This is a genomic window from Corallococcus sp. AB011P (assembly GCF_003611605.1).
Lineage (GTDB): Bacteria > Myxococcota > Myxococcia > Myxococcales > Myxococcaceae > Corallococcus > Corallococcus coralloides.
In genome coordinates this window covers 238,694-251,206 of the sequence record NZ_RAVX01000002.1, presented here as the reverse complement: position 1 = coordinate 251,206, position 12,513 = coordinate 238,694, and the positions used below count along the sequence as shown (strand labels likewise).

At 70.9% G+C, this 12,513-nt stretch carries 10 protein-coding genes; 8 read left to right on the top strand and 2 right to left on the bottom strand.

The window, feature by feature from the left end; all coding sequences use genetic code 11:
• Positions 1–197: 197 nt before the first annotated feature.
• The 7 genes from D7X30_RS06295 to sufT are packed head-to-tail and all read left to right on the top strand — an operon-like array spanning position 198 to position 6,459.
• A complete protein-coding gene (locus D7X30_RS06295) occupies positions 198–695 on the top strand; it encodes an SUF system Fe-S cluster assembly regulator (RefSeq protein ID WP_120561943.1) in 498 nt (165 codons plus the stop codon).
• Positions 692–2,131 (top strand): Fe-S cluster assembly protein SufB, encoded by a 1,440-nt coding sequence (gene sufB, locus D7X30_RS06290; protein ID WP_120561942.1) that lies wholly within the window; start codon positions 692–694, stop codon positions 2,129–2,131. Before D7X30_RS06295 ends, sufB begins: the two co-directional genes overlap by 4 nt.
• Complete coding sequence (gene sufC / locus D7X30_RS06285; RefSeq protein ID WP_120561941.1) at positions 2,131–2,916, top strand: Fe-S cluster assembly ATPase SufC; 786 nt, start codon at positions 2,131–2,133, stop codon at positions 2,914–2,916. The genes sufB and sufC overlap by 1 nt, the downstream gene beginning before the upstream one ends.
• A complete protein-coding gene (gene sufD / locus D7X30_RS06280) occupies positions 2,913–4,223 on the top strand; it encodes a Fe-S cluster assembly protein SufD (protein WP_120561940.1) in 1,311 nt (436 codons plus the stop codon). The genes sufC and sufD overlap by 4 nt, the downstream gene beginning before the upstream one ends.
• Positions 4,220–5,449 (top strand): cysteine desulfurase, encoded by a 1,230-nt coding sequence (locus tag D7X30_RS06275; RefSeq protein WP_120561939.1) that lies wholly within the window; start codon positions 4,220–4,222, stop codon positions 5,447–5,449. Before sufD ends, D7X30_RS06275 begins: the two co-directional genes overlap by 4 nt.
• Entirely contained in the window at positions 5,446–5,898 is a 453-nt protein-coding gene (gene sufU / locus D7X30_RS06270) for a Fe-S cluster assembly sulfur transfer protein SufU (protein ID WP_014393962.1), read from the top strand. Before D7X30_RS06275 ends, sufU begins: the two co-directional genes overlap by 4 nt.
• A 9-nt stretch (positions 5,899–5,907) precedes the next feature.
• Positions 5,908–6,459, top strand: coding sequence for a putative Fe-S cluster assembly protein SufT (gene sufT, locus D7X30_RS06265; RefSeq protein WP_120561938.1), 552 nt, complete (start codon positions 5,908–5,910; stop codon positions 6,457–6,459).
• A 19-nt stretch (positions 6,460–6,478) separates the two neighbouring features.
• Here sufT and D7X30_RS06260 read toward each other — a convergent pair whose 3' ends face one another.
• Positions 6,479–7,144, bottom strand: coding sequence for a type 1 glutamine amidotransferase domain-containing protein (locus D7X30_RS06260; RefSeq protein WP_120561937.1), 666 nt, complete (start codon positions 7,142–7,144; stop codon positions 6,479–6,481).
• Positions 7,145–7,380: 236 nt separating this feature from the next.
• On the opposite strand from D7X30_RS06260, the gene D7X30_RS06255 reads away from it, so the two are divergent.
• Positions 7,381–8,622 (top strand): isoaspartyl peptidase/L-asparaginase family protein, encoded by a 1,242-nt coding sequence (locus tag D7X30_RS06255; RefSeq protein ID WP_199724192.1) that lies wholly within the window; start codon positions 7,381–7,383, stop codon positions 8,620–8,622.
• A 59-nt stretch (positions 8,623–8,681) separates the two neighbouring features.
• Here the strand turns inward: D7X30_RS06255 and D7X30_RS06250 are convergent, their stop codons facing one another.
• Positions 8,682–12,458, bottom strand: coding sequence for a tetratricopeptide repeat protein (locus D7X30_RS06250; protein ID WP_120561936.1), 3,777 nt, complete (start codon positions 12,456–12,458; stop codon positions 8,682–8,684).
• Positions 12,459–12,513: the final 55 nt, after the last annotated feature.

Genomic DNA, 12,513 nt, shown 5'->3' with positions numbered 1-12,513 from the left:
GGGGCGCCTTGGGGGGAGACGGACTCAAAAAAACGGATGGCTCCACCCTAGCTTGCCCGGTGGAGTGCGGCGAACCCGCACCCGACGTGACGGGCAGGGAAGCGCTCTGGATTTGAATGTGGACTAAATAGGTCCACATTACATAAGAGGCCGTCGCGGGCATCGGGCCCGCGGACAGCCAAAGGAGACACCCCCACATGCTCCGGATGAGCAAGATGACCGACTACGGCATCGTGCTGATGACCGAGCTGGCGCGCGCGGACGGGGAAACCCGCACCACGCGAGAGCTGGCGGCGCGCACGCATGTCGCCCTTCCGTCCGCGAGCAAGGTCCTGAAGGGCCTGTTGCAAGCAGGGCTGGTGGTGTCGCACCGGGGCGCGAGCGGCGGCTACGGCCTGGCGCGTCCGGCGGAGGCCATCTCGCTGGCGGAGCTGGTGTCCGCGCTGGAGGGGCCGGTGTCCCTCACGGAGTGTGGCCAGCACCAGGGCAAGCCGGCCGGGCCCTGTGAGCTGGAGTCCGTCTGCCAGGTGCGGGGCCACTGGCGCCTCATCAATCAAGCCATCCAGGAAGCGCTGGGGAAGCTGACGCTCGCGGACCTGCGCGCGCCCGCGCCCCGCATGCCGGAGCGGCTGGTGGGCCTGGGCCTGCCGGCGTCCGTCAGCGCGCCTGCTTCCGTCACGGGAGTCCGCTCATGAGCACCACCGAAACCATCCAGGAGCTCACCCGCAAGGGCTACCAGGCGGGCTTCGTCACCCAGGTGGAGGCGGACACGCTGCCGCCCGGCCTGGACGAGGACGTCATCCGCGTCCTGTCCGCGAAGAAGAACGAGCCGGCCTTCATGCTGGAGTGGCGCCTGAAGGCGTACCGCCACTGGCTCACGCTGAAGGAGCCCTCGTGGCAGGCGGTGAAGTACCACCCCATCGACTACCAGGCCATCCGCTACTACTCGGCGCCGAAGCAGAAGCCGAAGAAGGACAGCCTGTCGGAGGTCGACCCCGAAATCCTCCGCACCTACGAGAAGCTGGGCATCCCGCTGGAGGAGCAGAAGCGGCTGCAGAACGTCGCGGTGGATGCCGTCTTCGACTCCGTATCGGTGGCCACCACGTTCCGGGAGAAGCTCTACAAGGCGGGCGTCATCTTCTGCTCGTTCTCCGAAGCGGTGCGTGAGCACCCGGAGCTGGTGGAGCGCTACCTGGGCACGGTGGTGCCCTTCTCCGACAACTTCTTCGCGGCGCTCAACTCCGCGGTCTTCAGCGACGGTTCGTTCTGCTACGTGCCCAAGGGCGTGAAGTGCCCCATGGAGCTGTCCACGTACTTCCGCATCAACGCGGCGGACACGGGCCAGTTCGAGCGCACGCTGCTCATCGCGGATGAGGGCGCCTCCGTGAGCTACCTGGAGGGCTGCACCGCGCCCATGCGCGACACCAACCAGCTGCACGCGGCGGTGGTGGAGCTGGTGGCGCTGGACGGCGCGTCCATCAAGTACAGCACGGTGCAGAACTGGTACCCGGGCGACGCGGAAGGCAAGGGCGGCATCTACAACTTCGTCACCAAGCGCGGCATCGCGCACCAGCGCGCCAAGATTTCGTGGACCCAGGTGGAGACGGGTTCGGCGATTACGTGGAAGTACCCCAGCGTCATCCTCAAGGGGGATGACTCGGTGGGCGAGTTCTACTCGGTGGCGCTCACCAACCACCGGCAGCAGGCGGACACGGGCACGAAGATGGTGCACATCGGGAAGAACACCCGGTCCACCATCGTGTCCAAGGGCATCTCCGCGGGCCGCGGGCAGAACACGTACCGGGGCCTGGTGAAGATGCTCAAGAGCGCGGCGAACGCACGCAACTACACGCAATGCGATTCGCTGCTGTTGGGTGACGAGTGCGGCGCCCACACGCTGCCGTACATCGAGGTGAAGAACGCGACCGCGCAGGTGGAGCACGAAGCGTCCACGTCGAAGATTGGCGAGGACCAGCTCTTCTACTGCCGGCAGCGCGGCATCTCGCAGGAGGACGCGGTGTCGATGATCGTGAACGGCTTCTGCCGTCAGGTCTTCAAGGAACTGCCCATGGAGTTCGCGGTGGAAGCGCAGAAGCTCTTGGGTGTGAGTCTGGAAGGGAGCGTCGGGTGATGGCGTCGTTGCTGAGCATCCAGGACCTGCACGCCCGCGTGGGCGGCAAGGACATCCTGAAGGGCATCAACCTGGAGGTGGGCGCCGGTGAGGTGCACGCCATCATGGGGCCCAACGGCTCCGGCAAGAGCACGCTCGCGAGCGTGCTGGCGGGGCGTGAGACGTACGAAGTGACGAAGGGCACCGTGCGCTTCGACGGCAAGGATTTGCTGGGGACTCCGCCGGAGGAGCGCGCGAAGGCGGGCGTGTTCCTCGGGTTCCAGTATCCGGTGGAGATTCCCGGCGTGGGCAACCTGCACTTCCTGCGCACGGCGCTCAACGCGCAGCGCCGCGCCAAGGGCGAGGAGGAGCTGGACGCGATGGACTTCCTCTCCCTGGCCAAGGAGAAGGCGAAGCTCGTGCAGATGGACGCGGCGTTCATGAGCCGCTCCGTGAACGAGGGCTTCTCCGGCGGAGAGAAGAAGCGCAACGAGATCTTCCAGATGGCGGTGCTCCAGCCCCGGCTGGCGCTGCTGGATGAAACGGACTCGGGCCTGGACATCGATGCGCTGCGCATCGTCGCGGGCGGAGTGAACGCGCTGCGCTCGAAGGACCGGGCGATAGTGATGATTACGCACTACCAGCGGCTCCTGGACTACATCGTGCCGGACCACGTGCACGTGATGGCCGCGGGCCGCATCGTGCGCTCGGGTGGACGCGAGCTGGCGCTGGAGCTGGAGGAGAAGGGCTACGGCTGGATTGGCGGGGAGGGCAGCGCGGCCAAGGCGAAGGAGGCGCGGCCATGAGCGCGTCCCACTACGTGGAGGTGGCTCGGGCCTTCCAGGCGCGCGGAGACGCCCCCGCATGGCTCCAGGCGCTGCGTGAAGAGGGCTTGAGCCAGTTCCAGGCGCGCGGCCTGCCCACGTCCAAGGACGAGGAGTGGAAGTACACGCCCGTGGCCACGCTGTCGTCGCACCCGTTCCAGCCCGTGCGGGATGTGTCCGCGGGCGAGGACGTGGCGCAGGCGGTGGCGCGGCTGGCGCTGCCCGGTCCCCGGCTCGTGTTCGTGGACGGGCGCTTCGTGCCGGCGCTGTCGGTGCTCGCCGGCCTGCCGCGCGGTGTGGTGCTCAAGCCGCTGTCGCAGGCGCTGCGCGAGGACGGAGCGCTGTTGCAGGAGACGCTGGGCCAGCGTGCTCGGCCGTCGGCGCATGCCTTCACGTCGCTCAACGCGGCGCTGCTGGAGGAGGGCGCGCTGCTCACGCTCGCGCCCCGGGCCCTGAGCGAGGTGCCGGTGCAGCTGTTGTTCCTCGCTCGCGGCGGCGACGGGCCGGTGCTGGCCAGTCCGCGCATCGTCGTGGTGGCGGGCGAGGGCAGCGAGGCCACGCTGGTGGAGACGTACGCGGGCCTGGGCTCGGGCGCGACGTTCACCAACGCGGTGACGGAGGTGTCGCTGGGGGACAACGCCAGCCTGCGCCACTTCAAGCTCCAGGCGGAGGGTGACACCGCAGTGCACCTGGGCGGGCTGTATGCGCGGCAGGGGCGCGACAGCCGCTTCCAGTCGCACGCGTTCTCCTTTGGCGGGGCGCTAGCGCGCAATGAAGTGCACGCGGCCTTCGCGGGTGAGGGCGGCGAGTGCGTGCTCAACGGCCTGTTCGTGGGCCGGGGCACGCAGCACCTGGACAACCGCACGGACCTGGACCACGCGGTGCCGCACTGCTCCAGCCGCGAGCTCTACAAGGGCGTGCTGGACGACCGCGCGCGCGGCACCTTCCACGGGAAGATCCGCGTGCGCGAGGACGCGCAGAAGACGGACGCCAGCCAGCAGAGCCGCAACCTGCTGCTCTCCGAGGGCGCGCAGGTGGACGCCCGGCCGCAGCTGGAGATCTTCGCGGACGACGTGAAGTGCGCCCACGGCACGGCGGTGGGCCGGTTGGATGACAACGCGCTGTTCTACCTGCGCTCGCGCGGCATCCCGAAGGTGGATGCGGAGCGGATGCTGACGCAGGCCTTCGCCAGCGAGCTGGTGCGCGCGGTGCCGGAGGGTCCGGTGCGTGCGCGGGTGGAGGCGTTGCTCGCGGAGAAGCTGCCGGGGACGGCGGAGGTGATGGGATGAGCGGGCCTGGATTCGACCTTGCGCGGGTGCGCGCGGACTTCCCCATCCTCCGGCAGGAGGTGCGGGGCCGGCCGCTGGTGTACCTGGACAGCGCCGCCACGGGACAGAAGCCGCAGGCGATGCTGGACGCGCTGACGCGCTTCTACACGCACGACAACGCCAACGTGCACCGGGGCGTGCACATCCTCTCCGAGCGCGCCACGCAGGCCTTCGAGGACGCTCGCGAGACGGTGCGCCGCTTCATCCACGCGAAGGACGTGCGCGAGGTCATCTTCGTGCGCGGCACCACGGAGGCCATCAACCTGGTAGCCGCCACCTACGGCCGCAAGCACGTGGGCCCGGGGGACGAGGTGCTCATCTCCGCCATGGAGCACCACTCCAACATCGTGCCCTGGCAGATGGTGTGCGACGCGGCGGGCGCGAAGCTGCGCGTGATTCCCGTGGACGACCGTGGCGAGCTGCGCATGGACACCGTGGACGCGCTGCTCACGGAGAAGACGCGCCTGCTGGCGATTACGCACGTGTCCAACGCGCTGGGCTCCGTGAACCCCATCAAGGAGCTGGTGGCGAAGGCGCACGCCAGGAACATCCCGGTGCTGGTGGACGGGGCGCAGTCGGTGACGCACTTCCCGGTGGACGTGCAGGACCTGGGCTGTGACTTCTACGCCTTCAGCGGGCACAAGCTCTTCGGGCCCACGGGCATCGGCGTGCTGTACGGCAAGCTGTCCATGCTGGAGTCGCTGCCGCCATACCAGGGCGGCGGGGACATGATCCTCTCCGTGACGATGGAGAAGACCGTCTACAACCGCGTGCCGCACCGCTTCGAGGCGGGCACGCCGGACATGGCGGGCGCGGTGGGGCTGGCCGCGGCCATCCGGTACCTGGAGGCCGTGGGCATGGAGAACGTGTCCCAGCACGACCAGTGGCTGCTCGCGTACGCGACGGACGCGCTCCAGTCGGTGCCGGGGCTCAAGCTGGTGGGCACGGCGCCGCACAAGACGGGCGTGCTGTCCTTCACGCTGGAGGACGTCCACCCGCACGACGTGGGCACCATCCTGGACCAGGAGGGCATCTGCATCCGCACCGGACACCACTGCGCCCAGCCGCTGATGCAGCGCTTCGGGGTGGCGGCCACGGCGAGAGCGTCGCTGGCGCTCTACAACACGCGTGAGGACGTGGACGCGCTGGTGAAGGGCCTGCACAAGGTGAAGGAGGTGTTCGCGTGAGCTCGGACCTCAAGGACCTGTACCAGGAGGTGGTGCTGGAGCACTCCAAGCGCCCGCGCAACTTCCGGGTGGTGGAGGGCGCCACCTGCGCGGCGGAGGGCTACAACCCGCTGTGCGGCGACCAGCTCTCCGTGACGCTCAAGCTGGAGGACGGCGTCATCCGCGACATCGGCTTCCAGGGCCAGGGGTGCGCCATCTCCAAGGCGTCCGCGTCGCTGATGACGGGCGCGGTGAAGGACAAGACGCGGGAAGAGGCGCAGGCCCTCTTCGAGCGCGTGCACACGCTGGTGACCGAAGGGCCGGACAAGGTGGACGTGGAGTCGCTGGGCAAGCTCGCGGTGCTGTCGGGCGTGAGCGAGTTCCCGGCCCGGGTGAAGTGCGCGAGCCTGGCGTGGCACACGCTGAACGCGGCGCTGGACGGCCGCTCCACGTCGGTGTCGACGGAGTAGGGAGGGGTCATGCGAGGCGCGATGACGGTCATCGAGCGCGACGTGGACGCGATGCTCATCCCCAGCGGGGACAAGGTGTTGCTGCCGGCGGGCTCGGAGTTGACGGTGGTGCAGACGCTGGGCGGCAACGTCACGGTGCAGGACCCGTACGGCCAGCTGTTCCGCATCGACGAGAAGAACGCGGACGTGCTGGGCGAGGAGTACGCCGCCAAGGCGAAGACGGCCGATGAGAGCGTCACGCTCGGTGAGTTTCACGAGGAGCAGGTCTGGGAGCAGCTGCGCACGGTCTACGACCCGGAGATCCCGGTGAACATCGTGGAGCTGGGGCTGGTGTACACGTGCAAGGCCACGCCGCTGGACGAGGGCGGTCAGCGCGTGGACATCGAGATGACGCTCACGGCGCCCGGCTGCGGCATGGGGCAGGTGCTGGTGGAGGACGTGCGCTCCAAGGTGTCCGCGCTGCCCGGCGTGAAGGAGGCGAACGTGGAGCTCGTCTGGGAGCCGCAGTGGGACCAGAGCCGCATGTCGGACGTGGCGCGGCTCCAGCTGGGCTGGATGTGAAATCGCCGGGCCCTGTCTCCTAGACCAGGGCCTTGCGGCCCCGTGCGACCAGGCCCAGCGTGGCCGCGGCGGCGAGCCCACCCGCGAGCCACCGGGGCCAGCGCGGCGCGGCTTCCGCCGTGGAGCGGCGGGCGATGGCGGGCGACATGCGCTCCGCGAAGAGCTCCACCAACGCGTGCTCGAAGGCGAGCAGGTCGTGCGGCCCCCGGCTGGACACCCAGTTGCCGTCGCGCACCACGGGCTCGTCCGTCCAGTGCGCGCCCGCGTTCTCCATGTCGTTGCGGATGCCCGGCCAGGACGTCAGGTGGCGGCCCTCCAGCAGCCCCGCGGACGCGAGCAGCCATGGCCCGTGACAGATGACCGCGATGGGCTGATCCAACAGGTCCGCGTCCTTCACGAAGTCCAGCGCCAGGGCGCTCTGCCGGAGGAAGTCCGGGTTCATGAAGCCGCCGGGCAGGAGCAGCGCGTCGAAGTCCGCGGCCTTCACGTCGCGCAGCGTCGCGTCCACGCGCACCTTGCGGCCGGGAACCAGCAGGTTCATGCCTCGGATGCGGCCCTTGTGAAGGGAGACAATGGTGACGTGCGCGCCCTCGCGCTCCAGGCGCTTCACCGGCCGCGTCAGCTCCACCTGCTCGAAGCCATCCGCCGCCAGCACGGCCACCTTCATCCCCTTCAGCTTCTTCATTGCCCTGTCCTCCCAATGTCCCGATGTCTGGGCATGCCCTACAACCCGAACCTGCACGGTGCACATGCCCTTCCGGGAGGGGAAGCCGAGGGCAGGCGGGCAGGCAGGCGCCCGGAGTGATGCCTTCCCGCTGGCTGGTGCGGCGCGGCACGCAGCGGCGCTGGACGCCTTGGGGGAACGGCTCTACGACAAAGGCAGCCCGCCTGAGCGCGGGCCCCTTTTTGGAGGCGCACGGCATGTCCCCCTCGTTCTCTTCCCGGATGCACCGCGGCCTGCTCGCGAGCACCGCGCTGCTGCTGGCCCCGCTGGGCTGCGCCACGTCCTCACAGGCGGGCGCCGCGCGTGACGAGGCGGCCCTGCGCACGGACGCGCCGCCGCGCGTGAAGCCGAAGTGGGGGCTGGTCATCCACGGCGGCGCGGGCGTGATTTCGCGCGAGAACCTGACCCCGGAGCGCGAGGCCGCGATGCGCGCCGCGCTCACCGAAGCGCTCCAGGCGGGGCACGCGGTGCTGGCGAAGGGGGGCCGCAGCATGGACGCGGTGACGGCGGCCATCCGCGTGATGGAGGACTCGCCGTACTTCAACGCCGGAAAGGGCGCGGTGTTCAACCACGACGGCGTGAACGAGCTGGATGCGGCGGTGATGGACGGCAAGACTCGCATGGCCGGCGCGGTGGCCGGTGTCCATCACATCCAGAACCCCATCGACCTGGCGCGGCTGGTGATGGAGAAGTCGCCGCACGTGATGATGGTGGGCGACGGGGCGGAGGCCTTCGCTCGGTCGCAGGGCATGCCCCTGGTGGACGCGAAGTACTTCTTCACGGAGGAGCGCTGGCAGGGCCTCCAGCGCGCGTTGGAGCAGGAGAAGGCGAAGCAGGCACCGCCCGCGGAACAGGGGCAGCCGTCCACGCAGGGCCTGTCGCCCGCGACGCCCGCGCAGCCGGTGACGCCCGCGCAGCCGCCCGCGTCGGCGCAGCCCCCGGCGCCGCAGCCGGTGACGCCCGCGCAGCCGCAGCCCGGCTCATCACTGACGCCGGGCGTGGACCCCATCACGGGGGACCACAAGTTCGGCACGGTGGGCGCGGTGGCGTTGGACATGGACGGCAACCTCGCGGCGGGCACGTCCACGGGCGGCATGACCAACAAGCGCTTCGGCCGGGTGGGGGACGCGCCCATCATCGGCGCGGGCACCTACGCGGATGAGCGCTGCGCCGTCTCCGCCACGGGCCACGGCGAGTTCTTCATCCGCTACACGGTGGCGCGCGACATCTGCGCCCGCGTCGAGTACCAGGACCTCCCGCTGCCGGAGGCCGCCAGCTACGTCGTCAACGATGTGCTGGTGAAGGCCGGCGGCGAGGGCGGCGTCATCGCCATGGACCGCCAGGGCCACGTGGCCATGCCCTTCAACTCCAGCGGCATGTACCGCGGCTACATCAGTGAAGACGGCACGCCCACCGTCGCCATCTTCCAGCAGCCCTAGGCAGGCGTCCGCGCCCGGCTCCGCGCACCCCTGACGGGTGCGCGGAAGCGGCGCGGGGACTACTGCTTCACGAGGAACAGCTCGCGCACCTGGAGCAGGTCCACGTCACCGGCGAAGCCGGAGAACTTCTCGTACTCCGCCGGGCTGACGCGGGCGCGGGGCAGGTTGAAGGACTCCGAGATGCTGAGCGTGCGTCCGTCCTGCTTCTCCGACCGGGTGAAGTGGCCGAACTGGCTGTCCACCTTCAGGCCCGTCTGCGGGTCGCTGAGCTTCCAGCCCTGGGGCAGGGTGAGCGCGACGTTGGTGCGGCTGGCCTCCGTGTCGTCGATGTAGAGCGGCGTGGTGCGCGTGGACAGCTGCACGTAGCGCCGGCCCAGCAGGGCGGGGAAGGTGAGGGGGCCCAGCGCCATGCGGCTGTCGCCCTCCATGCGCCCGAAGCGCGGCACGGTGAACGCGTAGCGCAGCACGAAGGGCGCGCCCACCACCTCCTGGTGCTCCAGCTTCACGGACGACAGCTCCGCGCCGCCGAAGTAGCGCGACACCGCGCCCTGGAGCGCCTGGTTGCGGCTCTCCGCGGAGAGCTGCTCGAAGGCCTCGGCGATTTGAGCGGCCTCGAAGCCGGAGTAGGTCTCCTCGCCCTGGCCCTTGAGGCTGCCATCGGCGCCCAGCTCCAGCGTGAGCTTCACGTCCTTGCCCGCGCGCGGCTTGAGCGGCGGCGTCTTCACCTTCTGCAGGGGCTTGCCGGGCTCCGGCAGCAGGTACGCCTCGCGCTCGCCCATGGCGGTCTCCGGCAATTCGCCGAAGGGGCCGTAGCGCACGGACGTGTCCAGCCACACCGGCTGCTCTCCCGGCACCTCCACGCGCAGCGCCGCGTAGGGCAGCAGCGCGTCCGCCGGGAAGAGGTACGGCGCGGGGTCGGTGTTGAAGGTGCGGATGGCGGCGACGCGCGACGGGATGCCCAGCGTCTCCAGGCCCGCCTTCATCACGGTGAGCCGGCTGCCGCGGTCCTGCGCCACGGTGGAGGCCGCGGACTGCGCCAGGCTCGCGTCGCGGCCGGAGAAGCGCTTCATCACCGCGGCGTGCAGCGCCTTCACCGCCTCCAGGCCCTTCTTGCCCTCCGTGGCCTGGCGCGCGAACGCCTCCACCTCCGAGGTGCGAATCCACCGGTCCTGGAACGCGTCGCCGTACACGCGCGCCAGCCCGTCGTTGCCTGTCTCTCCCGCGCCCACCATCACGAAGGGCAGGTACTCGTTGCCAGACGGCGGCGCGTCCGGCTCCGGGATGAACGGCGGCACGCGGCGCGCGTCGTAGTGGAACACCTCCACGTCGCCCTTCACCTCCGGCGGCGGCGCCTTCATGCCGTGCGCGTCCACCTTCATGCCGCTGCCCTTGGGCGCGACCACCGTGTACGTGCTCCACGCGTTCGGCTGGTTGGCGATCTGGAAGTAGAACGCGGACGCGGTGAAGCCCGGCTGCGCGGGGCCGCGGTCGCTTTCGGGCAGCAGGTACTCCACCTCCACGGAGTCACCGACCTGCACGCCGGGCAGGCTCATGGTGTCCTTGCCCTCGATGTTCTCCGGCTCCAGCACGCGGCCGTCCGCCTTGAGCGTGCGCAGCGCCAGCACCTGGGCGCCGCGGGGGATGTTCACCTCCGCGATCTCCTGCACGCCGGACTGCTCCAGCGCCTTCTGGATGGTGTGGATGCGGTTGACGAGCGAGCCGTCCGGGTAGACCTGCACCGCCGCCGCGTCCAGCACGTACGCCGCCGCGCTGCCGCCCGTCACGGGCGCCGCCTCGTAGGCCTTCAGCGCCTCCTTGCCGTCGATGGCGTACGCCGCCAGCACCTCCTTGCCCGTCTTCGCGCGCTCCACCGCGCGGCGCAGCGACAGGTCCGTGCCGTCCAGCTTCAGCGCCTGCTCGCGCAGCTTCAGCGCCTCCGCGCCCTGGCCCGCGTACTCGCGCACGTCCGCCAGCCGCTTGAGGATTTCCGCGTTGCGCGGCCACACGGTGGCCAGCGTCTGGAGCACCTTCGCCGCGTCGTCGTAGCGGCGCTGGCTCACGTAGACGCTGGAGAGCGCCGCGGCGGTGGTGAGGTTGTCCGGGTCCTGCGCGAGCAGCTGCGTGTAGCCCTTGGCCGCGCCGTCCAGGTCGCCGCGCGTGCGCAGGTGGTCCACCCGCCGCGCGTCCGCGCCGGGGCAGCCCTCCTGGGCCTTCACCAGCTCGTCGGTGCGGGCCACCGCGTCGCGCCGGCGCGCCAGCGAGGACTGCAGCCCCAGCGCCTCGCACAGGCCCGGCTGGGCCTCCAGCGCCGAGGCCAGGGCCACCTCCGCCTGCGCGTCCACGTCCAGCGCCAGCGCGGCGCGGGCCTGGAGGATGTGCACCGGGAAGCCCGCGGGCTTCACCGCGTCGCGCGCCGTCTTCAGCGTGTCCAGCGCGGTGGCCGGCTGGCCGTCATCCAGGAAGAGGTCCGCGCGCAGCAGCAGCGCGGCCACGTTGCCCGGGTCCTTCGCCAGCGCCGCCTCCAGGTCGCGCGTGGCCCGGCCTCGCGCCACCTTGGACGGGATGCCCCGGTCCTGCGCGGCCTGCTCCGCGCGCAGGGTGAGCAGCGCGGGCGTCGTCGCCTCCAGCTTCGCCATCAGCCGGTGCGTGCCGTCCAGGTCGCGCGCCAGTCCGTCGCGCACTGCCAGGAAGATGCTCAGCGTCTCGCCGGCCTCGCCCTGGAGCGCCTGGGCCAGGTCCTCCGCGCCCGGGTACATGTCCGGGGCCTCCACCTGGCCCGGGGCGCTCGCGTTCCAGCGCGGCGCGGGCCCGGTGGCGGCGGTGAGGCGCACGCCGGAGGGGCTTCCGTCCGCCTTCGCCAGCGCGAAGGAGAGGCCGCCCTGCGTGTTGTCGCGGGACATCTTCACCACGAAGCGGTGCTTGCCGGCGGGGAGCTCCAGCGCGCGCACGCTCACCGTGGACGCGGTGCGCGCCCAGTCGCGGCGCTCCAGCACGGGGGCGCCGTCCATCAGCACGCGGTGCGACGTCTGGCTCACCGTGCGCAGCATGTACAGGCCGGGCTGCGTCACCTCCGCGTCGATGCCCAGCGCGTACATGTCCCCGTGGCCGGGCTCGCCGCCCAGGTCCAGCCGTCCGTCCGGCGAGCGCAGCGTGCGCGCCGCCAGCGGACCGTACGCGCTCGTGAAGGGCCCCGCGAAGGAGCCGTCCTTCTCCGGCGGGATGGGCTCGTCGATGGCCAGCACGTGGAAGGGGGAGAAGGGGCCCACCAGCGTGGCCTCGCTCGCGCCGCCCAGGTCCTTGAGCGTCTGGGCCTGGGTGGCCGTGTCCGCGCGCAGGCTCGCCACGGACAGGCGCGCGGCGCGCAGCAGGTAGGCCGTCTCACCTCGGGCGCCCGCGGCGAGCGCGGCGTCCACGCCCTTCAGGATGGTGTCGTCCTCCGCGCGCGAGGTGCCTACGCGGTCCAGCACGTAGCGCGCGGCGATGACGGCCACCGGGTGGCGGGGCGCGCGCTTCACCAATTCCAGCGACGCGGCGAGCGCGCGGTCGGACTGGCCATTGCGCCGGGCCAGCAGCGCCTGGCCCTGCAGGGCGTACGGGTCGCCGGGGTCCTTCTGCACGGCGGCGTCGAAGCGCTGCTGCGCGAGCTTCGCGTCACCCGCGACGAGGTATGCGTGGAAGCCCGCGAACGCGAGCGTGCGCGCCTCCGCGTCAGCCTGGCCGGCCCGCTCTGCGGCGGTTTCGAGCACATGGGGCGCGACGACGGAGGAGGGCCGGGGGCAGCCGGTGAGGCCGGCGACGAGGGCGAGCGCGGTCAGGCCGCTGCGAAAGGTGCGCATAGGGGAGCCGAGGGATAATGCAATCCCCCCGGAGAGGCCATATTCCCCTTGAGGT

Bases quoted from the DNA above. Each gene is read 5' to 3' on its own strand.
- D7X30_RS06295 (WP_120561943.1), top strand. From the start codon at position 198: ATGCTCCGGATGAGCAAGATGACCGACTACGGCATCGTGCTGATGACC.
- sufB (WP_120561942.1), top strand. From the start codon at position 692: ATGAGCACCACCGAAACCATCCAGGAGCTCACCCGCAAGGGCTACCAG.
- sufC (WP_120561941.1), top strand. From the start codon at position 2,131: ATGGCGTCGTTGCTGAGCATCCAGGACCTGCACGCCCGCGTGGGCGGC.
- sufD (WP_120561940.1), top strand. From the start codon at position 2,913: ATGAGCGCGTCCCACTACGTGGAGGTGGCTCGGGCCTTCCAGGCGCGC.
- D7X30_RS06275 (WP_120561939.1), top strand. From the start codon at position 4,220: ATGAGCGGGCCTGGATTCGACCTTGCGCGGGTGCGCGCGGACTTCCCC.
- sufT (WP_120561938.1), top strand. From the start codon at position 5,908: ATGCGAGGCGCGATGACGGTCATCGAGCGCGACGTGGACGCGATGCTC.
- D7X30_RS06260 (WP_120561937.1), bottom strand. From the start codon at position 7,144: ATGAAGAAGCTGAAGGGGATGAAGGTGGCCGTGCTGGCGGCGGATGGC.
- D7X30_RS06255 (WP_199724192.1), top strand. From the start codon at position 7,381: ATGTCCCCCTCGTTCTCTTCCCGGATGCACCGCGGCCTGCTCGCGAGC.
- D7X30_RS06250 (WP_120561936.1), bottom strand. From the start codon at position 12,458: ATGCGCACCTTTCGCAGCGGCCTGACCGCGCTCGCCCTCGTCGCCGGC.